Genomic DNA, 25977 nt, shown 5'->3' on the forward strand with positions numbered 1-25977 from the left:
CCCTTAAACTGTCCAGCTCTTATAGGCTTGCAACACCGGATTGAATTTGACTCAAAGCGAAGGTCGCTGCGGAAGCAATTTCTGCATTGGAGCTTGTCGTCAGTGCCTTGAATATTTCGCGGAATTGATCGTAGTTGGTTAATGCATTCGCAAAAGCATCACCTCGGGAACGAGTGCTGCTTGTCGTTGTTCCCGATTTTGCCGAGTTATAACCCTTAACCACCACCTCAGCAGCCAAAGCAACGACCTCGGAGTCTGAGTTCTTGAGAGAACTTGCCAATGCACTTAACCGACCCGCATTCGCAAAACCTAACATATAAGCCATTGCTGCGGTTTGATTCTCTGTCGAAAGCGTTTTGTAATTTGTTGCCACAGTGTTGAATGCCGTGGAAGAGTAAAACGAACTTGCCGCCGATAAACCTAAAGACTGAGTCTCTGTGTTGCTGTTTTTCAAAAGCTCGTTCACGATGCCGTAAAATTCACTGTCGTTAAGCTCTTTATCCATGTAAGCAACAACCATTTTATTAACATTCTCTTTTGTTGGCTGGCCCAACACCAATGAGCGCCATTGATTAGCTGTTAGCTTATCTTTATCTGTTGCTTGCTTGTTACCGTCTGTCGCTGTCGTACCACCCGTGATGAATGCAGCACCCACTGCACCACCCGTTGCGCCATCACTGCCACCGGCTTTGAAACCAGGATCAGTGCCAACGACACGGATTTCCGTTTCTGTTTTTTTATCTTCGGGTTTCTTTTCTTCAGCTTTTTTCTGAGCTGTCTTATTCGGAGCCGCGGACTTTGTTTTATCTTCGGTGTTAGGAATTGTTTTAGCTTCTTCTGTCGGTTTCTTATTACCGAAAGGGTTTACATAGTTACGAGCCACCTCGCGGCCGCCTAAATCAAACAATGCCGCCAAAATGGACTTTGGACGAATCATCTCGAAGCTGATTTCATTATTCTGAAGAGCTCTTTGAACAGGGGCTTTAAACAAATTGCCCACGCTGCCAATGAGGACCAGCCCCACCACCACTATTGCAATTTCTAGTTTATTATCCCTCAGGCTCATAAAAAGCTCCTATTCCTACCGGATATAAGAGCAGCCCTTGTGCCATGCGGGCCCCTGATAAATTCGTTTCCACGAAGCCCATTATGAGACAGTGCCGCGCTAGGGGCCTCCGCTGTCCAAACTATCGACATTCTCCCTCTGAAGCTTTGGGCAGCGAACGGCCTGCCTCAGCTCCGCTTAGGGCCTAACGGGCAGAAGCCTGGGCGAGGGCCTATTTTGGGGAATTCTCGGCACGTATCGGGGCGTTTTTCGTAGACCGTACATAGGCGTGTGATGGGGTGCAAATACAGGCAGTCGCCATTAGGGCGTGAGGATAGCATAAAGAACTCGGTGCCACTTCTGTAGGAAACGATTATTTTTTCTCTGATAAGGCGTTTGGAGAGTTTTTTTACTCCGCTGGCAGCTTCGTCTTCGTCTGTCACCCCAAGACGGATCAAGTCTGACAATTTGATTTCAACAGGCATAGTGCAACAGTGCCCATGACACCCGTTGCACATTCCCTCTTTATATTTCACCCACGTCGATGGCCGATCTTTATCCGTTTTCATTTCCAAATCCAAAAACGGAACCAACCTTGGCAGGGCCTAAACTATCGCCTAAGGAACTGGCTTTTTCACTAAGCGACTGTTGAATCTGGCGTTGGCATCCGTAGGTTGGAGTAGTACTACGCTAAAGCCACGGTTGTAAAGCTCGGCTAAAAGTTGTGGAAGAATCTCCGCAGTTCTGCGGTGGATGTCGTGCAAAAGTAAAATCCCACGGCCCTTTCGGTCGATCTGATTTAGAGTATTTTTCAAAAGATCTTCGTTGGTTTGGGCTTTCCAATCCTCGCTATCGATGTTCCAGTTGAACTCAGCCACCGAATTAGCGTTTAGGAAGTTACGCAGCTCCGCATCCACCTCCCCATATGGAAAGCGGAAGAACGGCTCAACAAAACCCAATACATCAAAGGCCGCCTGGTGCCCGCCCTTGATTTCGGCGACCGCTTCAGTAAAGGACAATGTTTTATACATAAGCCGTTCACAGGTAGGCGTGGCCGCTAAACATGAATGAGTGACAGAATGAGTTCCCACAGCGTGGCCATCAGCTGCAACCGCTTTGGTGACGTTCGAGTTCTGCATGATGCTTTTACCCAGTTGAAAGAAATGAGCCTTCGCATTTACCTCTTTCAAGGATCTTAGAACAGACATGGTATATTCAGGGCTTGGTCCATCATCGAAACTTAAGACGATTTCTTTAGCCGCCACATCTCCGGCTCTGGCGTAATAACCCTTCGAAACATCGCGATACTGCACATTATCTGGAAACTTAAAGTTATTCCCAGAAGGAGCCTGCGATAATGCATTCACTTTTATTTTCAAAGTTCCACGCTCTGCCGTGTAGTGCCTTTCAAGCTGTGCCAAAAGTTCTTTTTTGCAAGGCATGACAAGAGGCTGATTCGTTTCGTTGCGAATTTCGTTTTCGAAAATCGTCAGCGATAATCCGTCCAGGGTTTTTAGCTTTCCACAGATTTGCGCTGAAAGCTTATCGACGGCTTCTTGACCTTTGTTGTCCTGGCGCCATTGGCGAAACACGTTTTCGGGATTCGAGGGCGAGGCATCCCACTCTGCTAACGACGAAGCCTCTTTATTTATTTGAACTGTATTTTGAATCTGTTGACCGACGTTATTTCCACATGATGCCAATAATAAAATCGCAGCAGCTGAACCGAAGGTACGTTTTACTTTATTCATAAAATGCTCACTGTTTCGTCTTTTTCGGGTTGCTTCAGATTCAATTTAATTTTTGAGTTTTCGATAATCACGCGAGGATCCAATGAGTGACCGTCAAAGACAACCAGGTTACGAGACGCCTCCGCCGTAATAACATTCGGATTCCACAGGTAGCGGAAATAAATAATCAAAGACCCCACAAATTGGCTGATTAAGACACTTAACAATGCCAGCGCCAGCAATCCAATCTGCGGAACTGTAGTTTCCCAGCGGGCCGATTCAAGAATCTCGAAACGATTTCCAATGGAAAGCTTTTGCGCCTCAAGTTTTGCCAGCGCCGTCGAAAGCTCTTTGTATCTGGCAAATTCCAATTCCGATTTCTTTTTAAGATCCTCGGCCATTTGCGCCTGAAATGGCAGCTCACGGGATTCAGATTTTAAGTTATTGATCGATGCCTGAATCTGTCCCAGCTGATCTTTCATGATATCGTTTTGATTTTTTAGGTTTTCAATCTGACCACCAACGCCATACATCGAATTATCTGCAGACCCCGGCGTGCGATCTTTATTCAGGTAAGCGATCATTTTTGAATTCTGATTGATTTTTAGCTTGAGCTCATTGGCACGAACTAAAAGTTCACTGACGTAATCCCCGATTTTATCTTTGGAGGCCAATGGTAAAAGATTTTGTTCGCGATTTTGAACTTCGCTTAATTCTTTGCCTATAGTGACAAGCTTTTGATCGGCGTCTTTCTTTTGCTCGTCCATAAATGCTTCGACACGATTGATCTCCTCCAGCTCCCGCTTTTTTAAAAGCTCACTTGCGGTTTGAACAACTGTGTTGACCAAAAATAACGATGTCGCGCGATCTGGAGTTGAAGCCGTAATTTTAATTTCGAAATCAGAATCCAATTGTGCCTTGGTCCAACGATCTATTTTTTGCAAAACTCCGATTTTACTTTCAGGGGAATCAGTTATGTTCTTCAGATATTTGTCACGCAGGTTTTCATAACCCTTGCGTTCTTCCAGAGAGATTTGTCCGGATTCACCACGTTCAGGGATCTTAGCCAGGACCGCTTCAAAAAACTCTCGTGTTTTCAAATATTCAATATGCTTGGATAACAGGCTGCTGCCTTTTTTAGATTCTTGCAGGGATTTATTTAATCCAAAAAATTGCGTTGAAAAGGCTTGAACCGAGGAATTTTGGGAGTCATTAAAAATTATGGACGTAGTCGCCACATAGGGAATTTTAACCGCATAGATAATCATACTAACGGTGAATAAAACGGTCGTAAAAACCGCGAACATCCGCCAGTGTGACAAATATAATTTCATGATTTCGCCAACGCTCAGCTCTGGCTCTAAATGTGGATCATTCATAATCCCAATCCCCCGCGACCATATAGTTTTGCCATCCTTTCACAAGGATGGCCTGTGTCGTTTCTGTAATGAGGATTAAGATGATGAAATGGGAATGGCCGCACTTTTAAGCGCGGCCCAGCACAAATTACGGCGCAGGATTGACTGGTACCGTCATAACATTCTTAGGTTTAATTAGAACAATTTTGTAACCGCCGTTATAAAGCTGGTTCAAGATCTCTGGAAGGGCTTCAGCAGTTCTCTGTTGGATGTCGTGGAATAGGATCACGCCTTTTCCTGCGGCTTTAATTTGTGACATAGTTTTTTCAACCAATGTGGAGCTCGTTTGTTTTCTCCAGTCATTGGAATCGATTCTCCAATAAAAGTTACCAATACCGTTCGCGTTCAAGTAAGACGTCAAACTCTTATCATATTCTCCATATGGAAAACGGAAGAAAGGGTCCACCCATCCAATCGTGTTTCTAATGGCATTCAAACTGCCAGAAATTTCTTTTGTCGCTTCACTCAGTGACAACATCTTGCCACCATTATTGTTCTTACAAATTGTTTTTGCTGCCAAACAACGATGAGACATCGAGTGACCACCTAAAGAGTGACCATCGGCAGCGACCATCTTAACCACTGCAGGATTGGCAATAACTTGCTTACCTAGGGCAAAGAACATTGCTTTGGCGTTCATCTTTTTGAGAGTCTTTAAAATGATCTCTGTGTATTTTTCAGAAGGACCATCGTCGAAAGTCAAAACCACTTCACCCGGAGCCACGTCGGCATTGACCGCATAGTAGCCATTCGATGTGTCACGGTATTGAATATTGTTTGGAAAAACTTTAGCTGAGGAACCAGAGACAGATGTTAACATTTTTGCAGACTGCGCATGTTGAACGGGTTCAGCTTTTGCAATTTCATCTTCAAAAAAGTTACCCAGATTAGACGGCATATTGGCACGGTCGTTTAAGAAATAATTGTCAATTCGAAGAGCCAATTCTTCTTTACAGTCTTTCAACATCTCGGCGTTGGATGCTTCATCTAATTGTTCTTCCATCAAGGCAAGGTCCTCATCTTTCAATGCCTTCAAAGATTCGCAAACCTCCGCACCTGTCAGTTGTTTATTGGCGATCATCTCTTTCCATTTAGGAAATAATTTTTCAGGATTGCTTTGTGAGGCATGCCAATCATCCACCGTAGGCACCGTTTCGTTCGCAGTAACCGCATCGACTAAGTCTGCTTTAACGGTTTCAAATCCGTTATTTCCACACGCCGTTAGCGACATCATTCCCACGCTGAACACGAACACAAGAGACCTTTTCATAATGAATCCTCAGGGTTAATTCAAATAGACGCCGTTTTTAAAGCACTATCCGTGCCCGGTTGAAATACTTCTGAAGTCGGTTTTACGCAGAATAGATGGCAAAATCTTGGTCAGCAGACCTTATTGGGCACTGATTTGGAGCTTTAGGAGACTTCACCGAAACGCCTTCAAACACGGCGGCGGCAACAAAGCCAAATACCAACCAGTACAGACGATCCGCCATTCCACCAATGGAAAGATGAACATGATAGATCACTAAGATAGGAATATGCGCGAGCAGATAAATGGCAACCTGGCGTTTGGCGATGCTGAAAGTTTTTAATGCCTTCAGCGCACCGATAGTCATGAACCCCAACGCGATGGCAGCAAGAATTAATAAAGGCCAACCACCCACAACTCCTGCAGAGACGAAAATATTATGGGGATCCTTGAACGAGTTATAATTTGAAACATCGACATCATTGCCCGATGCAAACTTCGACATCAGACCGTGTCCCAACCAAGGTTCCTGTTTAAAGATCTCGGCGCCCCTTTCGACTTCTTCCCAACGAGAAGCAACTCCGTCTTGAGCCTGCCTGCCCCCTAATGAGGAATGCCCCGTCGCGATGTCGTGGGCAAGTTCGTAGGTCTGCAAGCCAAAGAACAAACTAAAACTTAGCAAAAACGAAACAACACCGAACTTAAACATACGACCTTTAGTTGTACGTGTTTCATGCAAAATCAAAGTGAGCAGAAAGGCAAACATCGCTGCTGCCGCCGAAGATCGAGTACCCGTTAGAATAATCACCAAGAAGCTCGCCAGCAGTATCAAGACACTCCAAATCTTATGTTTCAGTTTTGAGTCCATCAGAAAAGTGCCAAGGGAGAATACAAAGGCCGTCGTCGCACAAGTCACCATATGGGGGATGTGTTTAAATGTGCCGATAAAACGTCCACCCTTAAACGTGGCTCCGGGGGAAACAATTAAAACGACCAATGATAGCAGAACTAAAATACCTGTCCAACGCTGCACAAACCTTAGAAAGTCTTGAACATTCCACAAACTGGGGATGACAAGTCCGTAAAGGCCCACCATGAATAGTGAAACCATCATCGCGCCGATTTGCATGACCGCTGATTCATCCGGGTTCACATAATAGACCTGCAGCAAAGTCTGCACGGCCAGGATGATCATAAGAAAGAAAACAAAGAGCTTATAGAATCCACTTAAGTGTTGGCGGGTGCGAACTCGCAACCACAACAAAGCCAAAGGCACACCAAACAAGAAAGTTAAAAGCACATTAATATAAGGATGCATCCCCTGTTGAAAAATCAAATAGGGAACTTCGCGTGGAATGGGCAGCAAGCCGCCCAAAGATACTTTGCAAAGGAACGCCAACAGCACCAGGGATTTTATTAAAAATAAAATGCGGGCGTCCTTGGCGTGAATCATTGAAAATGAACCCCATTGTGACCAGAATTTTTGTTAATCAACAACGCCGTCAAAGCAATGCCCAGAACCAAAGATACGACAGTGATCGTGCGAGTTGCGTCTCCACTGACCATATAAGATTTTTGAGGAACATAAATAAAATCATCTTGGGCTAGCTTCAACTGTTTCGCGCCACCATATTTGATCACTTTTTCAGCATCAACCTCGTAGGCGCCTTGATATTCGCTCACTGCTTTCGATTTAATCTCAGCCCATGATTTTGGCTCCAGTTTTCTGACGGTAATTTCAGACATGTCACCACCATTATTAGATCCCCCCGCCAAAGTGATTAGTTTCAACAAATCTGTTGAAGGCGGAACGTAGTAGATACCCGGCTTATTCACAGCACCTAAAAGTTGCACACTGATCAAAGATTCTTTCGGTGACGAGCGAAAAATATATTCTGAAACTTGTTGAGGTTGTTTGGTCTCACTCATTCCAAGGACATCAGGCGACTGTGCAAATGCAACAGTATTAAAAGTAAAAACCAGAGCAATGACATAACGAAAACACTTAGAAACGATCATTAACAACCTCCACACTGGACCTAAATCGAGAGCCATTAGTCTTGTCAATAAAATTGAATGACGGACTTCGGTCCGTAGACCAGAATAAAGTCTATGACAAATTCTTCAGTTCCAGAGCACGAAAAAATATTTGATGAAATTTGTAATAAACTTAACGAGCTCAGTAATACTGATGCGGATGGCAATCATCCAATTCAACCCAAATACGAGCAAATGCAAGAGCAGATGAAGAAATTCAATTCTGGCTTGAAAGGTTCACAAGAAGAACTACGCGAGAAAATTAAAAATCTCGAGAGCGTTTCTTACGGATCTGAAACGTTGGATGCACAGATGAAATTGTTGGCGGATCAACTCAGCGCAGAACGCGCGAACAACGCCAAGATGTCATCGGACCTCGCTAAGTCATTAGAATTAAGTCTGCAACTGCAACTTGAGATTCAAGGCTTAAAAGCCCGCGCTTTACAAATTCAAAGCGAAGAAAAGAAATATTCTCAGTCCATGTTTGAACGAAACAAAATTCTTCAACGCGACTTAGATTTGACTCGCGCTTTAAAAGACGAAACGGCCATGGAATTTGCGAAAGCAAAATCGGCATGGGCTCGTGAGCAAGACTTGTGGGAACAACAGTACGAAAGATTCCAAGCGGATATTCAAAAGTTAAACCAAGAAAAAACAGATCTTGAAACTGCGAATGCTGACTTGATGGCGACTATCGAAGAGCGCGACAACACTGTTAAGTCTTTGAATGAAGAGATCGAAAAAATCTCTGCCTCTTTCAGTGAAGTAGAAGCATCGGCTCAACAACAAAATGAAGTACTGAACAATTTAACTTCTGTCGCCGAAACCAAGATCGTTGAAATGAAGATTGCGCTAGATAAAAAGTCTTTGGAAGCTCAAGACTATTTCAGCCACTTGCAACAGGCGCTGGCTCAGTCCGTGGTACTAAAACAAGAAAACCTTTCCTTGAAAGAGTATGTGGCCAAGTTGAACTACTATCATCAACAAGCCCAACACGCGCAAAGCGTAGTTACTCAGATCGCACAGGTTTCAGCGGCACAAGCACAGCAGCAAGCTCAACAACAAGCAGCTCATATTCAACAGATGAACGCTGCTCAGCAAAACCAAATGCCCGCAGCTTCCCCACAGCAACCTGTGGCGACTCCGGTACAATAGGTTTAAGTGAAAGTTTCCTCCGTGGGTTCAGTGGTCCCTCCGCTGAGCCCTATTTTTTTATTTTCCCCAATGTTTAGACTGGGGCAGAAAATAAAACATCACCTTGTGAAAAATCGATCCTGGGATCACTCTGCGTAAAAAGCCAAAGACTATTGCATCCAAAGTCACCTTGACCCTTAAAGGTGGATTTTTTTTCTCGATTAATTTTTGAATCTGTCGAGCCACGGATTCTGAACTTGTGAAAGAATATCCCATCAATTTTTCAATAAATGGAGTCATCGAATCGTAGTACTCCGAATGGGGACCGTGCAGTTCATAACTTAAACGTGCTTTTCGCGACAACAGGACATTCTTGAACGCTGGAGAATTAATGAATCCCGGCTGCACAATGCTAACATCAATGCCATAGGGTCTGCATTCATACCACAAAGCTTCACTCACTCCCTCTAACGCATGTTTAGAGGCACTGTAGGAAGCCATCGTTGGCATAGAAACCATACCGCTAACTGATGAGATGTTAATAATATGCCCGCATTCTTGCTCACGCATAATAGGCAGGACCGCCTTCATTAAATTCACAGGACCAAAAAAATTAGTTCGCATCTGAAGGTCTTCAGCACTGGAGTCCATGTGCTCGACCACCGAACGATAGCAAACTCCTGCATTGTTAATTAACACATCAATTCGCCCCCAATGACGACAGACCTTATTCACCACCGAGGAAATTTCACTTTCTTCGGTAACATCCAAGGGGACCAACAGTGTGTTTTCATTGGCAGGGAATATTTCGCATAAACTACCAAAGGACCGCGATCTTGCCGTTAACACAAGTCGATATTGATCAGAGCGGATAAGCCTCTCCGCGATGGCTTTTCCCAGTCCGGAGTTACAGCCTGTTATTAGAATAACTTTTTTTATGGGTGTTTGGATTTGCATGATCGACCGCCCTAATTGGAAGGTGCGATATCCACTCCAAATATTGTATCCAGGGCACGATCACACTGCGGGACACTGATGGGTTTTGTAAGCACCTGCATATTGGAGAGCAAATCACCATATTTTTCTCGGAGGGCCGCTTCTTCTACGACGGATACTAGTACGATGGGGCTGGATTTTACAGCCCGTGCCAGGAAGCGGACCAGGTCCAAGCCTGTGCCCGCTCCTGAAAGGAATAAATCGGTCACTATTAAAGAATAGGGAGCTTCGTGAACTATCGAGGAACTGACAAGCTTCTGCGCTTCTTCGCAGCTAACGGCCCAATCTAAATGGTATTCCGTGAACTGACGGCGTAGAATATGTTCCCAGATGGGCTTAAGAGCTAAATCGTCTTCGACGATCAAAATTCTTTTTTTCATGACTCTTCCTTGTTCATGATTCGAAAGACTCTGACAACAACGACGTCTAGTGAATCGTAGCTGGCATCGTCTCAACTTGGCGTGTAGCTGACCACTTTTTGATTCTGTCCGAAACTTCTTTCACGGCTTTTTCTAAAGCCATGTACGGACTTTTCGCATCGGCTACGACGGAGAATTGCATCTCTCCTGATACCAGTTCGACATCAATAATAAAGTCTTCACCGTCAAAATCTACGGCCATATTCATGATGCTATCTGAAGGTGCGCTTGCAGCGAGCTTATCTAAAACGCGGCCACATGAGACGAGCAATTGATCTTTTTCGGGAAGGGCGATGTTTTCAGTTCTTAGTTCTACATTGTTCATGCTATGTCCTCCTGTGGTTAATCGTTTTCATACTTCTTTACTTATAAAAGTGCTTGAATGACTTCCTTACAATTCTGAACCTGCAAGGGCTTCTGCATATAGAAAGGCAGATTATTGGTTGTATTTCGTGCTGAATGCACCAACGCATCAAAGTTTGATAAACTCATGCTGCTGACGAATATGAAGTGATCAGACACTTCTCCGTACCTCTCCCATAAATCAATACCTGTATCTTCTCCGTCAAGAAATACATCAGAGATAACTAAATCGTAAGGTTTCTCTGTATGAAACGAATGGCGCAGAAGAGCTTCTGCTCCAGCTTCTGAGGTCTCGAAATCAATTTTTGCATTTGGAAACGTGGAAAGAATAATATTCTCCCACAAGGCCCATTGGCCCATATCATCTTCCACTACTAAAAAACGGTAAGCTTCTGCTGCTTCCAATGTCATATTAGATAGAACAGCGTTGGTAATCTGGTTTTCAAGTGCCAGTGATGTGTCCATGGCTACCTCCTCACACTTTGTTAATCATCGGTCCTACACTTTGGTTTCGTGCTAAAATGAATTGATGATTTCGCAAAACACTGCTTAAATCCTTTTGTATGGCAAAAATTCTCTGCGTCGAAGACAGTTCTGAGTTTTTTATTTATCTGACTTCGGTCCTGAAAGATCACGTTCTTACTCAAGCCGAATCTATTGCTGATGCATTCAATATAGTGCAGACCGGCCGTGATAGTTTCGATATGGTACTATTGGACATCTCACTTCCAGACGGTAACGGGATGAAGATTCTTCCTGATTTGAAGGACTCTTTCAAAGCCAAGGCTGTTCCAATTATCATTTTGAGCACTGACGATGACATTATCAGCAAAGTGGCAGCATTCGGTATTGGTGCAGATGACTATATTTCAAAACCACCAAATTCAAGCGAGCTGCGGGCTCGTGTCGATGCCAGACTGCGCGCAGTAAAATCTTATCAACAAAATACTCAGCAAGTTCAATTGGGTGATTTGTATATTGATTCAAATCGCATGTGTGTGGAACTGCGCAATCCAAAGGTGGGAAATCAGCAAATTGAACTCACACCCTTTGAATTTAAAATTCTAAAAATTCTTTGTGGGCGCCCGGGTCAGGTATTTAGCCGCGAGCAACTTATTGATCAAGTTTGGGGCGTTGGAAAATATGTGACAGAAAGAACCGTCGACGCTCACGTCAGCCACTTGCGTAAGAAAATCAGTGAAAGTACTGTCAAAGTAGAAACTGTTTTAAGCGCCGGTTATAAAGCAACTATGAAAGATAGTTCTTCTGATTAGGAAATGCATTTTCCAGGTGCGAAGACAACTGTCGCGCCTGTGCAATGTAGGAAGCTACTTCTTCTCCACTATCACCAATATGGTCTGTTTGTTTTAATTGCCAGCTCAGATCTTTAGACTTTTTCCCAAACTCTTTAAATCCCAGCATTTCTGCGGAACCTGCCAGTTTGTGCGCTGCTTTCCAAACAACTTCGGACTCGCCAGAATTGCTACCACGCTCCAGTGCGGGGATGGCTTCGTTTAATGAAACTGAAAAACGAGCTAAAATACGCAGTACGGTACTGGCCGTTGTATCCTCTAATAAATGATTAAAAGCATGTGAGTCAAAGCCTGACAGGGTTTTCAACTGTTTACAGACGACGACTAAGTCATTTTCGGTATTCACTTGCTGCTCCTTCATTTGCATTAAATTAACAAACGGATTATATGGTGAATTTAAATTGGTTTGAAGAAACCTTCAAACCCAATTAACATTGTTTACATTCTGGTTTGTGAGAGTAAGACGATGAAGCGTACTGGAGTCAAAATCATTCTGAAGAAAACCCGCCGGATTTTCCTGTGGATTCCTGTTCTAACGCTTATTTGCGGCCTTTCCCTATCGTTCTATATTCACAAGCGAATGTTAGATCGCGAGCAATCTGATCAGCGTGCGGAATCAGTTAAGCGCTCCCGCGAAATGATTCAATCTTTGGATCTTTTACTCTCAAACAGCATCCTAAGAATTCAATCGTATGAGGAATACATCGGAACTCGTCCCGCAGACTATTACCGGGACATGGCTTTCTTGGGTCAGTCTTTGCGTTACACAGTATTTCAGCGCTTTTCGATTTTCCAAATTGTCGGGCAAAGAACAGCCTCCCCGCCTAAATTGAGATTGGTCTCAAGAATTAATACACCTAATTCCAAGGTACCTGAAAACAAAAGTAAGACGATGACTTCGGAACCGGTCATTCGTGGTATCGAGGAGATCATCAAAAATAAGGAATATAGTCGTGCCGTTTTGCACGAACGCGAAGGCGTTCCCTTAATCACCTATGTTTTACAGTCACGCAGCCGTGAAAACGTTTATTTCGTCTTTACAGCACCTCTGCTATCTTTATTTGAAAAGATCGATCTGCGCTCTAGTGAATCGTTAGAAATTGAAGATACTAAAAGCCGAGACTCTTGGATCATTACTTCCGATGGCAATAACAAGTCGATTCGTGTCGGCAATATCAATAAGCACATCGGGCGTGATGACAGTCTGCTGCAGACCTTGCGTTTAGGTGAGCCCCAGCAAACGACTTTGAAAGTCCATTTCCATTTTAACTTTCAAAAGGCTGAGGGACTGAGCGCCTCCACGATCACAGGCATCATGAGTATTTTGATCACCTTGATCATTTCTTATTTGTTCTGGGTTCTGGTTCAACAAAATCGTCGCGTCAGCCGTTTGGTCATCGAAAAAACGCACGATTTAGAACAAGCCCATCAAGAACTCCAGGAGGCCTTGGTTACAAAGAGCCGCTTCTTGGGTAATATCTCTCACGAAATTCGTACTCCGCTAAATTTGATCCTGGGCATGGTGGATCTTTGTGAAGAGAAAGACACTGACAAGCGGATTCATGATTATCTTTCCAGCATGCGCTCCTCAGGCAATCATTTGTTATCAATGATTGAAGACCTTTTGGATTTAGCAAAAGCCGATACGAATGAACTCCAGGTGCAACCCAAGCGAATGCATCTTATCAACTTCCTGACGGATATCTCTAAAATATCAGGACGTGATTGTGCGAAAAAGGATTTACGTTTTTATTCGCAGTTTGCTTTTGACCTGCCTGCGGTTATAAATTTCGATCCAAGTCGCTTGCGTCAAATTCTATTGAACCTCCTGCGGAATGCCTGCAAGTACACAAGTGACGGCCACGTCACTTTGCGCGTGACTAAACTTCAGCAACAGCAAAGTCATATTGCGACACTGCGTTTCGATATCGAAGACACCGGCATCGGCATCCAAGACGATAAATTAAACAAAGTCTTTGATGCTTTCTTCCAGGTGGAAAACTCCTCTGCTTTCTCTGAGGGCGGCGTGGGTTTGGGACTTGCGATCGTAAAAGAACTTGTGAACAAACTAAATGGTCGACTGCATGTGGAGTCCACTCCTAAAAAGGGGACTTTGTTCCGTGTTGATCTTGACGTTGAAGTTATTGAAAGCACCAACTGGGTGGAAACGTTCCGCTCCCCTGATGATCAAGTTAAAGAATTCACGTTGATTTCAGACGACAAAAATTTGCAAATGTCGGCAGATGCTTTAAGCATGCATCCCGCGATTATTTATTCAAAGCTTTCCTACGTCGCAGAGATCCGCAACTCAAAATCTTCTCACTCCCCGCAAAATAATTGGATTTTACTAGATGCTTCGTCGGGTATCGGCTCTGCGGCTGATATAGACCTGTTACACAAACACGGTAACGTGATCTTGCTAGGTAAAAAAGATGATATCATCACCAAGTCACCGGGACTTACTGATCCCGTCTTAGACTCATCACCGCTTTCGTTGGCAGATGTTTTTGCAACGACGGGCTTTTATACAAAAAGTGCAAGACGTGCAGAAGCGCGCGAAACAGCTCAACCCAAAGTGGAAATTGCAGCACCAGTCATTCCTGACGGTTTAAATATTTTAGTTGCCGATGACGACATGGGAAACCAAGAGCTTTATATGGCTTACTTTGATGGCCAACCTTGGAACGTCAAATACACGCAAAATGGCAAAGAAGCTTTAGATGCCTACACAGCAAAACAATCCGAAGTCGTTGTGCTTGATGTGCGAATGCCTTTGATGGACGGCTTTGAAGCCGCTGAAAAAATGCGTGCTTTTGAGGTTAAGAATAATCTTCCCCAAAGACCTATCTTATTGGTGACTGCCGATGCACTTGAAGAAACCAAGCTGCGCGCGCAACTGATTCCGAACACAAGTTTCCTGACGAAGCCGATTCGTAAGAAAACATTGATGGATGCTATTACATCAGTTCTTAAATAGTTATTTTACAGCACGGCGCTTGGATGACTTCTCCGAAGCGGTGCCACGGCTGCCCTTGCCCTTTGTCTCTGAGGACTTGGGACTGTTGCCACAATCTGGATAGGAAGAGATCATTGCGAACGTATTTTTAGCTGCATCTCCATTATCACCACAATTTTTTTCATTACCCATGCACAGCACCGCCCAATAAGTGCCATTTTCACCATTAGCGGTTTTCGATACGAGTGTATTTCTTTTACTCATCTCGGTAGCCAAACGTTTCACTGCGCAATCCGCATTTTGTAAACCATCCCTAAGATTCGCATCTCCACAGGTTTCAGTATTCAGTTGAAATAGGCCGACGGCTTTAGGATTGTTTTTATTCACTGCCGTGGGTTCACACGAAGATTCATGTGAAGCCATGGACATCATGGCCCAAACCCAAAACATATTACGTTGTTCAGGGTTCATTGATTCGTAATTCTTGCAGTAACGTCCCATATCTTTAGGGACTTTATCCGCAAATACGGAGCGGTTTTCCCGGATCTGAGCAATTACTTTGTTACCAACAGACCCAAGCTCCCCATTATCCTTCATGAAGATACTGCAGGCTTCGGGAAAATCCATTGCAGCTTTTCCTTCCGCAACCGATTTTTTTTCTGCTGTATCGATGGCCCGATCTTTGGAAGACGATTCGTCAGCCTGCTTACCCAGTTGTCGTTCTATATCGTTGATATTTTTTCGAGTTTTCTGAGCCTGGCTTTCACGGAAAAATGGGCAGTACTGAATTCCCAACTTAAGAGCCGCTGCCATCTGCTCCGCCCGCTGGGTCGCCTTTGCTTGAGCTTCCGCTTGTGTCTGCGCTGCCGCCATTTCAGCTGCAACTTGAGCCGCATAAATTTGATATAAGGTCGTTGTTCCAGTCGTGGTCGTAGCCGTTGTCGTCGTGTTTGCTGTGACGACGGGTGAAGCCGCAGTCGTCGGAATAATCGTTGAGGTTGTAATTGGCGTCACCGACTGCGCTTGAGCAAGCGAAGTCAGGGATACTATCAGACCCACTTTTAGGAATTGGCAAACCAGCTGTTTCATCTCTGAACTTATCGGGAGATCAGAGTGCAAGCCTTAGGAAATACAGGGATAATCAAATTTCATCCGACAAACTATCAGGGCCTTTTCAGCCCTTTAGTCCAGCGCTTTGATGTCAGAGAGATTATACGATGTAATGAACATACATCTTAAGGTAGAAACCCTCAGGAAATTGCATCAATGTAGGATGGTCGGCAGCATGACCACCCCGTAGAACACTGCGCACTTCAGAGTAATTTCTTAAAGATGCTTTGCGAATAGCGTCTCGGAATTCTTCCTCTTCTAACAATCCCGAGCAAGAACAAGAGGCCACAAAACCATTTCGTTTCGCCAGACGGAACGCATGAGTGTTCATTTTTACGTAAGCCGCTTTGCCGATGGGAAGATCTTTTTTAGCTTTAATAAACGCTGGCGGATCGGAAATAACGATATCATATTGCCCTGTCGGTAAATTCGTTAAACCTTCCAATACGTCCATCTCGTGAACAGTAACTTTCGCGCCTTCACGTTCTGCATTTTCTTTCGCAAAAGCCAACGCCGTTTTTGAAACGTCGACCAAATGCACTTCCACTTCAAATCCTTCGGCTTTCAAGGCGCGAGTGATTTGCGTCGACCAGTGACCGACGTAGCAGCACAAATCTAAAACACGGACGGTTTTAGTCTTTTGCTGTCTGGCCCAGTTTTTAAAGAGGTTCATCGCCAAATAGATATTATGGGTTTGATCTAGGAAAAATCCCGTTTTTTGACCTTCGCGAAGATCACAACTCATTTTGATAACGCCTGCATCAGCTGCCGCATTCAAAAGAATTTCAACATGGTCTAATTTGAAATCTGAAAGATCTTTAATAACCTTCGCTTCATTGCCAGTTAGACCTTCAAGTTTACGAACACCGACGTCATTACGAATAACTACTGCTGTTTGTGACCAATCGAATTGTGAAAGACCTTGCTCTTTGGCTTTTTCAGCCAAGCCCTTAAAGAAGCCTTCTGCATTTTGCAAAGCCAGATCCATTCCCGCAGTCACCAATTGAGCGACAAAGACTTGGGCCTGCTTACCTGCTTGATCGATCACATAGTAATCTAAAACCAAACCTGGAATGTAATCAGACTCACCAAAAGCCAAACGGAAACTGCCACGGAATCCCGCCGCCTTACGAACTCTCCAAGAATTTAAAACTTTATCGTGAAGGAAATCGAAACCTGTAGGTTCTTTATCTTGGCTATTGAATGTCAAAGCACGGAAAGCGATCAAGGAATGAGGATTACCGTATCCGCGCGCCACGAACTGCCCCTTAGCATCTTGCAATTCTACGGGAGCACCCGGCGGCAGACCTTTGGGACTGACTGACAGTTCGTTTGAAAACACCCAAGGATGTCCACTGCGAATGCGTTTATCGGCACCTGTGCGAAGTCTCCAAACTGTCATCATTTTTATTCACCTTCAATTGCAAAAACCAGAAGCTCAGTAACTTCGCTTTTTGAAAAATTATTATCAGACATTACCAGCAAAGTACGACGACCATCTGGCAGAGTAGGACCGAACGTCAGGGCCTCAAAATTTTGAATGTCCTTCTTGCCACGTTCTTTCACGAGGTCAGTTTCGAAATCAACCAATTTAGTTTTTTCAGCCAATGTGTACTTGTGATCTGCAAGTTTTACCATGGAAAGGGTATCAGTCGCCTTGGTCAGGTCAGCCACGTACAAACTGACAGTGTATTTCCAACCCTTGCCGTGCAGACGAGCCCCTCTTTCTAGAACAATCACTTTGTTATCTGAAAGAGCCAGGATTTCCGAAACACCCTTAAATACTTCACGGCCAATTTGGTTATCGTTGTACGGTGCAACTCGGTAGGCAAATTCCGAAGCTGGAGTAAAATAGCCCCGTTGAGCGCCACGATCTTCGAATTTTAAAATACGAACGATCACGCCGTCTGTTTCCGTCTCCATATCAATATCTTGAGTCAGTGGAGCTTCAAGACAAGTGAAGACAAACTTTCCATCACGGGTCGCCGACAATCCCTCTAAAGAACCATTGTTTTGCACACCTTTACTCTGGAGGCCCGTACGTTCTGGAAGATATTTGTCGGGCATCGTCAGATCTGATTTCCATTTACCATCAGCTCCCACGCGCAAAACTCGAGGCATCGAGCGAGGCTTGGAATCGTTATTGCCTTCCGAAGAAATTAGAAAATCTCCTCCGGGTAAAGCAACTAGCCCCTCTGCATCCATAAAAGCTTTACGGTGGCCCTCTTTGCGAAGACCTTTAAGGTAGGTCACAGACTTGGGAATCAAAGAAATAGATTTGTTGTCGGCCTTAAAATCAAATTGATAAAAACGGGGCTCGCCGTAACGACCTTTATCGTCACTGACAGCATTTAAAATTCCGTCCACATAAGTGATACCAGAAAGCCCCCCAATCGTCGTGCCATCGAACTCAGCACCGGTAACGATCGACGTTTCGCCGATATACTTTAAAGTCAATGCTTGCGCCTGGCTTGCAATAACCAGCGCAAAGACAATGCTTCCCCAAATTTTATGCATTCCTAGCTTCTCCAGCGAAGTTCCGTTTGTTTAACCGGATTCACGAAGGCGCGTTTTTCTTCCATCGCATTGTGATATTCCGTCTTTAAAGAATAATACCACTTTGCTTGAGTGTCAGCGTCCTTGATCAGCATGAGACTTGGGTCGTATTTCAGGCCTTCTTGTTGCTTAGTAACAGCATCCATATCCTGGCCTAGGAAGACCTTACCGAACTTATCAACGGCAGGTTTTAAAAGAGTCAGCCATGGGATGTCCCAGACTGCCAATTGTGTGATTCTCGTGTTCTTTTCATCGACGGGAGTCAAAGCCGTATAGGAATAGAATTTACGCTCCCCCACTTTGATATGTTCGACGCGAACACATGGCAAAGTGAAAGTGATTTCTGTCGTCGGAACTCCGCCCAGTAGTTTATAGGCCTTGGAGTTTGACGACGGTTTATGGCGGATCATTTGGAAACCATAGTCGACGGGACCGAACAGTTTCTTTTTTTCGATCATGGATTTTTCCGAACGCCAGAACCAGCTCTTATGAACATAAGGTCCATGCGCCGGGTCCATCAAACCAATCACTGCGTGATCCACATGACATGGGAAATTTACGACGTAAGTTAGGTTTGGCTTTTTACCTTCAGGGAAATCCATCACCGGAGGTTGCGGAACTTTGGTAACGTCGAAATCTTTGTCTCCCATGAAAACCCAGATTAACCCCTGAGCTTCATGAACAGGATAGCTACGCACTTTGATTTTATTCGGATTCAATTCTTGATCTGGGCATAGAGACGGAATTTCTGTGCACACTCCATTGCCATCAAATTTCCAGCCATGGTACGGGCATTCAAGTGTATCATTCACCACTCTACCATAGCTCAAAGGAATTCCACGGTGAGGACAGATGTCACGCATCGCTGATGTTTTACCTTTTGAATCACGATAGAAAACCACAGGTTCGCCCAAGATTTTGCGCGCTTGTGCTTTGTTGATAGCCAATTCAGAACTTGGCAAACCCACGTACCATACGTTTTTCAAAAATCCAGTGAACATAGAAACCTCAAGAAATAAAAAGTACGGCTACGAATTAGCTCTTTTTTCGGCCAGCAGACAAGTATTTTCGAGCAAAGTTGTGATTGTCATTGGGCCAACACCACCGGGAACAGGTGTTGCAGCTTTGGCCCATCCTTGAAGCTCTGAAAATCTGACATCGCCGCACAACTTTCCACCCTGGCCGGAGCCGTGCATACCCACGTCCACCACGATAGCGTCTTTTTTAAAATCTTCTTTACCAAGCAACTGCGCCTTGCCAGCAGCCACCACAACAAGGTCAGCGTTCCTAGTGAATTGAGACAGATTTTTTGTTTTGGAATGGCAGATCGTCACTGTGGCATTGGCTTCACTTAACAGCATCGCCATTGGCTTACCTACGATATTACTACGACCCACGACAACCGCATTCATTCCTTCAACATTAATATTGTAATGCTTAAGGATCGTCATCACGCCTTGAGGAGTGCAAGGCTTCACCAATGGAGAACCTGCAAAGAAATAACCCAAGGAGCTATATGTTAATCCGTCAGCATCTTTCAAGGGAGACACGGTTTTCAAAACTTCATCGGAGCTTAAGTGTTTCGGTAACGGAAATTGCACTAAGATGCCGTCAACATCTGCATCGTTATTCAGTGTTTGGATCATTTCCGTGAGTTCTTCTTGAGTCGTATCTGTTCGCAACGCATGGATTGTTGACGTCATGCCGATCTTTTCACAAGAGGCCTTTTTGTTGCGAACATATACCTGGCTGGCAGCATCTTCACCGACAATAATCACGGCCAAATGAGGAGCGCGGCCGTTTTTGGTTTTAAAAGCTGCAATTCTGGGAACAAGAGAGGAACGAACCTGATTTGATACTTCTTTGCCATCTAAAACTAGCACTGAAAACCCTCCCCTGATTTGAGATCCCAATTTCCCGTATTTTACCAGGAAATTCAATGGTTTAGTTCCCTCCTAACTAAAATAAAACAGATGCCCGCCGCGGCATTTTCTGCTTGCCTGAAAGCTTTGCCTTAATGTACAAGTTCCTAATAACACTAGGGGATTTAAAAATGGCAGATAAAGTTAAGCTCTCAAAAGACGGTAGCTCCATTGATTTCGTTCAGTCTGAAAGCTTGCCAACGTCGCTAAAAAAATTCCGTCAAAGCCCTGAGATCGAGGGTTTCTATCGCTTCGTTTTCGAAAACGATCTTCAAAAAGAATCTTACGATATTTTGGATCGTATTATCCAACAGCGTAAGGCCAAAAAAGCGGGCGCTAAAAAAGAAGCCGCCGCTGCTGCCAAAGAAGAAAAAGCCGCTGCTAAAAAAGTAGAAGCAAAAGGCAAAAAGAAATAAGAGTTTAATCTCGAATGCTCTGGAAAATTCAGAGCGTGCCCAAAAAAGGCTGATCGTTGATCAGCCTTTTTTTTGATCGGAGTATGTGTGAGAAATCTTCTGCATTTTTCTTTCGGTATCATTTTCGTCCTTGTGACGATCGGCTGCAGCGCCAACAATCAAGACACACAAGACGCAGTTACAGGTGTAAAAAACCGTGTGAAATGGTCGAATATCCCTGCTGAATTTCATCCGCAAATGACGGATATCACTTTAAACACAAGCTCTGTCGACACGCTCAAGCTCAACATCTTTGGCTTCGCTGCCGACGTCGAAGTGGTTTATTCCGAAAATGTACCTGCAGGACAGGGATTTCTTCGCGCTTACAGAGTATCTAAAACTTCGGGTGCTTTGGCTCCGATTGTTTCTTCGGTGAAAGCTAAAACAATAAGTTTAAGTGGCTCAGGTGACTATTCTTGTCGGATTCAAATAACTAATGGAAAAATCACCGAGCTCGATGGCACATGCTATGTCCGCCTTCAGGTCATGCTACCCACGAATTCCGAACTTTCTGTTTACAACCTGAATCAATTGGTTTCCACAAAATCGAAATTAATAACGACGGATGAATTCCTCATCAAACTTCAAAAAACAACATGGGTCGGCGACAAACGGGTCGCCTTGAACGACTTCCTAGAATCATACTCAAAAGCCGGTAAAAACCCTGCGTTCACTTCCGCTCAAGTGGGCATAGCCATCCGCGAGTTTGATCTCACAGCAGATAAATTGAAAGTCCTACGCCGACTTCACGGCTTCGTGTCTGACCGAGAAAACCTGAATTCGATGATCAATCAAGAATTCCCTGAACACGCACGCGGCGAAGCGCGAGTGATCGCAGGAATTAATTAAAAAAAAGCCCGGTTTTAGCCGGGCTCTTGAAATAAACTAAAAAAGGGAACTGTTACCTTTAGAAACGGTTTGGAGCGAAGATTTCTAGGTCTACGAACGGTTTCTTTTTGTCGATCAAGTCGGCTACTAGCAAACCAGTACCGGCGCCTGATTGCAGACCCAGCATTTGGTGACCTACTGCCAACATCATGTTTGAGATCTTGTTATGGTAACCGATCAATGGAACGCCGTCTGGTGTACATGGACGAAGACCCGCCCATAGCTCTTCCACTTGCAATTGCTCTGGAAGGTACAACAATTCCGATGCGCCTTTTTTGATGTTATCGACACGTCGTTGAGTGATCGAAAAATCTTGATCCACAAGTTCCAACGTTCCTGCAATACGCAAAGAGTTTTCACGTGGAGTGATAGCGATCTTCTTTTCGATGAACATGATTGGATACTTTGGTTGTTTCTCCAATTTAGGAACGATCATCGCGTAACCTTTACCACCCAAGATTGGAATTCTTAGTTGCAACATTTTCGCCAAAGATTTCGACCAGCTGCCCGTTGCAATAACGATTTCTTTAAATTTGATTTCGCCTTGAGAAGTGAGAGCTTTAGTTACTTTACCCCCGCTCATCTCAAGATCGATCAATTCGCAGTTTTCAATGATTTCGCCACCGTGTTTGCGAGTTTCGTCTGCCATTGCTTGGACAACCTGGAACGGTTCGCCCATAGCTTCTTGGTCAAAGTAAACACCACCCAACATTGGCGGACGGAATGCAGGTTCGAAAGCCATGATCTCTTCACCAGTCATTTGCTTACCAGTGACGCCGACACCACGAACATATTCAAGTTCTTCGACAGCTGCTGCCACGCCTTCTTTAGTGCGGGAAACCATCAAAAGACCTTTTTGCTCGAAACGAGTTTTTGGATATTTCTCGCCGAGCTTTCTGTATTCATCTACGGATTTTTGAGAAAGAACAACCAAGCCTTCAACCGCGCGACGAGCTTGTGTTTCGTTCATCGCTTTCATGAAATGGAACAACCAAGCAGCCAAGTCCAAAGACAAAGATGGTTTGATGTGCAGAGGGCTGTTCGGATTTGCCAACCACTTCATTGATTTTAGGAACATACCTGGCATTGGCAAAGGCATCGAAAAGCAAGGTGTCATCCAACCTGCATTTCCGTAAGAGCAACCGCGACCTACAGTGCCTTTGTCAATCACACCCACTTTAGCGCCACGTCGAGAAAGTTCCGCAGCCACGGAAGTTCCAATAATGCCGGCACCGACAACTAAGATATCAAATTCTTTATTTTGCATACTGTTAATGGATTTACTCTTTTTTAATGGAAAAGCAAGTCCCGCCCGACGGCGCATTTTGGCAATGAAAAAACCCGTGGTTTTTAGGCCACGGGTCCATTTAATTGAGTTTAAAGCTCAGATTATTCAGCGATCGTTGTCTTAACCCATTCAACTGCTGCGTTGACTTTGGAATAAACGCCTGGGTACCCCGCACGAGCACAACCTTTACCCCATGAAACCACACCGATAAGGTAAGTTTGACCATCGTCAGCTTTAGCGACCAATGGACCGCCAGAATCACCTTGGCAAGAATCTTTACCACCAGAAGTATAACCAGCGCAGATCATACGATCTGTGATTTTACCAGCATAAGACTTGTTACAAGCAGCTTGAGTAACCAACGGCACTTCAACTTTTTGCAATTTGTCTGGAAGACCATAAGAACCTTCAGAAGTTGCGCCCCAACCAGCAGTTGTAGCCATTAATTCCGTATTGTTCTCAGGAATTTGGATTTCAGTCGTATTCAGTTCAACCGGAGTGTATTGAGAATTGCCATCCAATTGGATCAAAGCGAAATCCCAGTCAGTGCCAGAACCTGGGTAACCAGCATTAGCGACAACTTTAACTGGTTTGAACACTTCAACGTTTGTTGTGTCTTTTTGGCTGTGAAGACCAATCTTGATAGCTTTGATTGTTGAACCCTTCACACAGTGAGCTGCTGTCAAAACCCAGTTAGGTTTAATCAAAGAACCACCGCAGAAGTGACCGCCGTAAGAACCTTGAAGAGAAACGATATATGGAAACTCACCCGCCGCTGCTTCCTCGCCGCCAACGATTTTCGCGCCAAACTTTGGAGCTGCTTGAGAAATTGCACCCGTAAATACTAGACCTGCTACTAATAGGTAGTTCAAAACTTTCATGTCCGTGTCCTCTCTTTTTGAATCCTTCAAAAATAAATGTGCTTAGACATTGTTCAATGAATTTAAAGGGGGCTCAAAGGCTAGTTCCAATTTGGGTATTTTCTATTTCTTGGTCCAGTACTGGACTAAGGTTTAGGTTCCTCCGCACCTATTGTTTGTTTAATCCATTCAGTCACCGAGTTTACTTTCGCATACACGCCTGCATAACCAACGTCACCGCAGCCCATTCCCCAGCTTACGATACCTGCTAACAGAACTTTATTTTCCGACTTGATCACCATCGGACCACCACTGTCGCCCTGACAAGAATCTTTTCCACCCGCTTCAACACCTGCGCACAACATGCGGTCCGTCACTTCATAACCAAATGGTGAGTAAACTTTGTTACAAGATTCTTGCGGCACCAATGGAACATCCACTTTATTCAAGATATCGGGCGTCGTGCCGTTCGACTTCAAAGTTCCCCAGCCGGCAACTGTCGTCATTACCTTTAGAGCCGAAGAATCGGAAGGAACTGTGATTTCTTCTTTGTTGAGAGCCACAGTCGGAAGAGCCGACGCTTCTTTCAGCTCGATCAATGCAAAATCATAATCATTCGAAAAATATTTTTTACCTGGATGAACAATGATACGACCGGGAGCATGAACCTCAGCGCCCGTTTCATCTGTCATTGAGTAAAGTCCCACAATCACAAGATCCGGCGGACCATTTTTTAAGCAATGAGCAGCGGTTAACACCCACTTCTTATCAATTAAGCTGCCCCCGCAATACGCCCATCCTGATTTATCCTGCAAAGATACGATCCAGGGAAATTCGCCCCGTGCGGCTTCAACTCCACCCACAATATTATGGCTGATTTTTTGTGCAACAGATGAGTGTGAGAAAGCCGACTGGCTTACAATCAATAGAACGGAAAACAAAAGGCTCCGGAACGCTCGCATATCTTTCCCCTAGCTCTGGTGATATTGAACGGTAATTACAGTCTTCGCCTGTGTTGCAGAACTCGCAAACAAGTCAGGGTCTTGGCTTTTAAATTACACGTTCAAACTTAATGATGTTGGGATCAAAAATCTGAAATTCAAGAGGGTCCGCACACTTAACTTGAAGGCGGACTGACTGGCCCTTTTCCAAGGGCTGAGCCGTATGATTGGCGATTCTTAATAAGTTCCCTTGGAAGTTACAAAGGACATCTGAACCCGATTGTTTTTCTTCGACAACTGAGTGCAGGATCTGGCCTTTGGTTAGAGACTTTAAGAATGCGTTGCTTGCCACGATCTATTCCAAGTCTTTAACCAGATCGATGCGGCGGAATTCAACGGGACGGATATTAGGGCCCGTCGCTTCTTTCGTGGCAGAAGGTTTTACCGCGGGTTTTCTATTGTTCGTGACTGCCGTCGGAGTTGCCGGTGTCGGCTTTTCTCCTAAAAAGTTTTGCGCAATATTATGAGTCACGTCAAAGATGCTTGGAGCTTTATGAACTGCGGCTTCTTCCTCATCTTTAACTTCTTGGCAAGCGGCTTTAAATGCATCACCTAATTTCTTCATCGCGTCGTTTTCCGTTCTTGGAACATCGAACGCCGTCGTGATGTCATTGTCGCCTGCTCGTTGTAGCGGCTTCATAAAACTGATGTTATCGACATCACTGAAATCTTGAACAGAAGATGCAGCCGTTTCATCAAGTTCTTCATTTGCCCATTCTGGCAAGCTGTCTTCACAAAACATCAACTGATCTTTATTAACCTTCGCAATAAATTCAATTTCCCCACGGGAAAGGTCAACTTGAGAGGCAATTTCATCAGCGCTTAAACCTTGGTGAGCCAAACGTGCGGCTTTGACATATTTAATAGTATTCTGGCGCTCCATGATTTCTTCATGTGGAATGCGGTCCTGGAAAATCTTTGCGACTTCCATACTCTTCTGCATGCTTTGATCGATCTTAGCGATTTGCTTTTCAGAGGCCTGAATTTTAGATTGGATGTCTTTAACTTTCTGTTCCAGCAAAGCCGTTAATTGATTTACTTGAGTCTCCGTACGGTCGGAAAGATCCTCAAGAACAGCAATTTTGCTTTGTAGAAGTTGTAAGCCTTTGCTCAAGCGGGGATCATCTTTAGCGGGGCGATTCATACGAACCCAAACACCGATAATTCCAGCTAAAAGAATAACGTTCACCAACAATTGAGTTAAAAACCAAAAGCTCACCAAGCCTCCTGACTAACG

Annotated in this window: 27 protein-coding genes; 5 read left to right on the forward strand and 22 right to left on the reverse strand. The window is 44.4% G+C overall.

All coding sequences use genetic code 11. From position 1 onward, the window contains the following. Window positions 1-19 precede the first annotated feature (19 nt). From B9G69_RS05430 to B9G69_RS05460, 7 genes are all read right to left on the reverse strand, one after another. The gene (locus B9G69_RS05430; RefSeq protein WP_088615491.1) at window positions 20-1066 is read right to left on the reverse strand and encodes a hypothetical protein; all 1047 of its coding nucleotides are present in this window, start codon (window positions 1064-1066) and stop codon (window positions 20-22) included. Window positions 1067-1233: 167 nt separating this feature from the next. Next, a complete protein-coding gene (locus B9G69_RS05435) occupies window positions 1234-1614 on the reverse strand; it encodes a YkgJ family cysteine cluster protein (RefSeq protein WP_088615492.1) in 381 nt (126 codons plus the stop codon). Between the two features lie 48 nt (window positions 1615-1662). Further along, complete coding sequence (locus B9G69_RS05440) at window positions 1663-2796, reverse strand: polysaccharide deacetylase family protein (RefSeq protein ID WP_088615493.1); 1134 nt, start codon at window positions 2794-2796, stop codon at window positions 1663-1665. Further along, the gene (locus tag B9G69_RS05445) at window positions 2793-4154 is read right to left on the reverse strand and encodes a hypothetical protein (protein WP_088615494.1); all 1362 of its coding nucleotides are present in this window, start codon (window positions 4152-4154) and stop codon (window positions 2793-2795) included. Before B9G69_RS05445 ends, B9G69_RS05440 begins: the two co-directional genes overlap by 4 nt. 127 nt (window positions 4155-4281) lie before the next feature. Beyond that, complete coding sequence (locus tag B9G69_RS05450) at window positions 4282-5463, reverse strand: polysaccharide deacetylase family protein (protein ID WP_088615495.1); 1182 nt, start codon at window positions 5461-5463, stop codon at window positions 4282-4284. 82 nt (window positions 5464-5545) lie between these two features. Next, window positions 5546-6895 (reverse strand): O-antigen ligase family protein, encoded by a 1350-nt coding sequence (locus B9G69_RS05455; protein ID WP_088615496.1) that lies wholly within the window; start codon window positions 6893-6895, stop codon window positions 5546-5548. After that, complete coding sequence (locus B9G69_RS05460) at window positions 6892-7461, reverse strand: SLBB domain-containing protein (RefSeq protein ID WP_088615497.1); 570 nt, start codon at window positions 7459-7461, stop codon at window positions 6892-6894. The genes B9G69_RS05455 and B9G69_RS05460 overlap by 4 nt, the downstream gene beginning before the upstream one ends. A gap of 93 nt (window positions 7462-7554) precedes the next feature. Between B9G69_RS05460 and B9G69_RS05465 the strand changes: the two genes are divergently transcribed. Continuing rightward, entirely contained in the window at window positions 7555-8634 is a 1080-nt protein-coding gene (locus tag B9G69_RS05465) for a hypothetical protein (protein WP_265437995.1), read from the forward strand. 57 nt (window positions 8635-8691) lie between these two features. Here the strand turns inward: B9G69_RS05465 and B9G69_RS05470 are convergent, their stop codons facing one another. Genes B9G69_RS05470 through B9G69_RS05485 form a run of 4 tightly spaced genes read right to left on the reverse strand, consistent with a single transcriptional unit; the run spans window position 8692 to window position 10856 of the window. After that, on the reverse strand, window positions 8692-9570 hold the full coding sequence (locus B9G69_RS05470; RefSeq protein ID WP_088615498.1) for an SDR family NAD(P)-dependent oxidoreductase: 879 nt from the start codon (window positions 9568-9570) through the stop codon (window positions 8692-8694). Window positions 9571-9581: 11 nt separating this feature from the next. Next, window positions 9582-9989, reverse strand: a complete 408-nt coding sequence (locus B9G69_RS05475; protein WP_088615499.1) for a response regulator — start codon at window positions 9987-9989, stop codon at window positions 9582-9584. A gap of 46 nt (window positions 9990-10035) precedes the next feature. Continuing rightward, window positions 10036-10353 carry a hypothetical protein gene (locus B9G69_RS05480; protein ID WP_088615500.1) on the reverse strand — a complete coding sequence of 106 codons (318 nt, stop codon included), beginning with the start codon at window positions 10351-10353 and terminating at the stop codon, window positions 10036-10038. A gap of 41 nt (window positions 10354-10394) precedes the next feature. Beyond that, entirely contained in the window at window positions 10395-10856 is a 462-nt protein-coding gene (locus tag B9G69_RS05485) for a hypothetical protein (protein ID WP_088615501.1), read from the reverse strand. A 98-nt stretch (window positions 10857-10954) separates the two neighbouring features. On the opposite strand from B9G69_RS05485, the gene B9G69_RS05490 reads away from it, so the two are divergent. Beyond that, window positions 10955-11665 carry a response regulator transcription factor gene (locus tag B9G69_RS05490; protein WP_088615502.1) on the forward strand — a complete coding sequence of 237 codons (711 nt, stop codon included), beginning with the start codon at window positions 10955-10957 and terminating at the stop codon, window positions 11663-11665. Here the strand turns inward: B9G69_RS05490 and B9G69_RS05495 are convergent. After that, window positions 11640-12065 (reverse strand): Hpt domain-containing protein, encoded by a 426-nt coding sequence (locus B9G69_RS05495; protein WP_217897692.1) that lies wholly within the window; start codon window positions 12063-12065, stop codon window positions 11640-11642. The genes B9G69_RS05490 and B9G69_RS05495 overlap by 26 nt on opposite strands. 219 nt (window positions 12066-12284) lie before the next feature. Here B9G69_RS05495 and B9G69_RS05500 point away from each other — a divergent pair, with 219 nt between their 5' ends. Next, a complete protein-coding gene (locus B9G69_RS05500) occupies window positions 12285-14681 on the forward strand; it encodes a hybrid sensor histidine kinase/response regulator (protein ID WP_217897693.1) in 2397 nt (798 codons plus the stop codon). Here the strand turns inward: B9G69_RS05500 and B9G69_RS05505 are convergent, their stop codons facing one another. The 5 genes from B9G69_RS05505 to folD all read right to left on the reverse strand — a co-directional run bounded on the left by B9G69_RS05505 (window position 14682) and on the right by folD (window position 20209). Further along, a complete protein-coding gene (locus B9G69_RS05505) occupies window positions 14682-15749 on the reverse strand; it encodes a transglycosylase SLT domain-containing protein (protein ID WP_088615505.1) in 1068 nt (355 codons plus the stop codon). 121 nt (window positions 15750-15870) lie between these two features. Then, window positions 15871-17175, reverse strand: coding sequence for a class I SAM-dependent rRNA methyltransferase (locus B9G69_RS05510; RefSeq protein ID WP_088615506.1), 1305 nt, complete (start codon window positions 17173-17175; stop codon window positions 15871-15873). 2 nt (window positions 17176-17177) lie between these two features. After that, window positions 17178-18287 (reverse strand): esterase-like activity of phytase family protein, encoded by a 1110-nt coding sequence (locus B9G69_RS05515; RefSeq protein WP_265437996.1) that lies wholly within the window; start codon window positions 18285-18287, stop codon window positions 17178-17180. Window positions 18288-18289: 2 nt separating this feature from the next. Continuing rightward, entirely contained in the window at window positions 18290-19327 is a 1038-nt protein-coding gene (locus B9G69_RS05520; RefSeq protein ID WP_088615507.1) for an aromatic ring-hydroxylating oxygenase subunit alpha, read from the reverse strand. A 27-nt stretch (window positions 19328-19354) separates the two neighbouring features. After that, window positions 19355-20209 carry a bifunctional methylenetetrahydrofolate dehydrogenase/methenyltetrahydrofolate cyclohydrolase FolD gene (folD, locus tag B9G69_RS05525; protein WP_088617171.1) on the reverse strand — a complete coding sequence of 285 codons (855 nt, stop codon included), beginning with the start codon at window positions 20207-20209 and terminating at the stop codon, window positions 19355-19357. A 170-nt stretch (window positions 20210-20379) separates the two neighbouring features. On the opposite strand from folD, the gene B9G69_RS05530 reads away from it, so the two are divergent. Together B9G69_RS05530 and B9G69_RS05535 are read left to right on the forward strand one after the other, a co-directional pair. Continuing rightward, window positions 20380-20664: a hypothetical protein gene (locus tag B9G69_RS05530; protein ID WP_088615508.1), complete on the forward strand. Its 285-nt coding sequence runs from the start codon at window positions 20380-20382 to the stop codon at window positions 20662-20664. An 87-nt stretch (window positions 20665-20751) separates the two neighbouring features. Then, window positions 20752-21552 (forward strand): DUF4476 domain-containing protein, encoded by an 801-nt coding sequence (locus B9G69_RS05535; protein ID WP_088615509.1) that lies wholly within the window; start codon window positions 20752-20754, stop codon window positions 21550-21552. A 58-nt stretch (window positions 21553-21610) separates the two neighbouring features. On the opposite strand, the gene B9G69_RS05540 is transcribed toward B9G69_RS05535, so the two are convergent. The 5 genes from B9G69_RS05540 to B9G69_RS05560 all read right to left on the reverse strand — a co-directional run bounded on the left by B9G69_RS05540 (window position 21611) and on the right by B9G69_RS05560 (window position 25959). Next, window positions 21611-22858 (reverse strand): NAD(P)/FAD-dependent oxidoreductase, encoded by a 1248-nt coding sequence (locus tag B9G69_RS05540; RefSeq protein ID WP_088615510.1) that lies wholly within the window; start codon window positions 22856-22858, stop codon window positions 21611-21613. A 122-nt stretch (window positions 22859-22980) separates the two neighbouring features. Beyond that, on the reverse strand, window positions 22981-23760 hold the full coding sequence (locus B9G69_RS05545; protein ID WP_088615511.1) for a S1 family serine peptidase: 780 nt from the start codon (window positions 23758-23760) through the stop codon (window positions 22981-22983). 125 nt (window positions 23761-23885) lie between these two features. Further along, window positions 23886-24701: a serine protease gene (locus B9G69_RS05550; RefSeq protein WP_088615512.1), complete on the reverse strand. Its 816-nt coding sequence runs from the start codon at window positions 24699-24701 to the stop codon at window positions 23886-23888. 88 nt (window positions 24702-24789) lie between these two features. After that, on the reverse strand, window positions 24790-25032 hold the full coding sequence (locus B9G69_RS05555; protein WP_088615513.1) for a hypothetical protein: 243 nt from the start codon (window positions 25030-25032) through the stop codon (window positions 24790-24792). Window positions 25033-25035: 3 nt separating this feature from the next. Continuing rightward, a complete protein-coding gene (locus tag B9G69_RS05560; RefSeq protein ID WP_254916868.1) occupies window positions 25036-25959 on the reverse strand; it encodes a DUF2802 domain-containing protein in 924 nt (307 codons plus the stop codon). Between the last annotated feature and the right edge of the window lie 18 nt (window positions 25960-25977).

This window comes from Bdellovibrio sp. SKB1291214, assembly GCF_002209355.2.
Classification (GTDB): Bacteria; Bdellovibrionota; Bdellovibrionia; order Bdellovibrionales; family Bdellovibrionaceae; genus Bdellovibrio.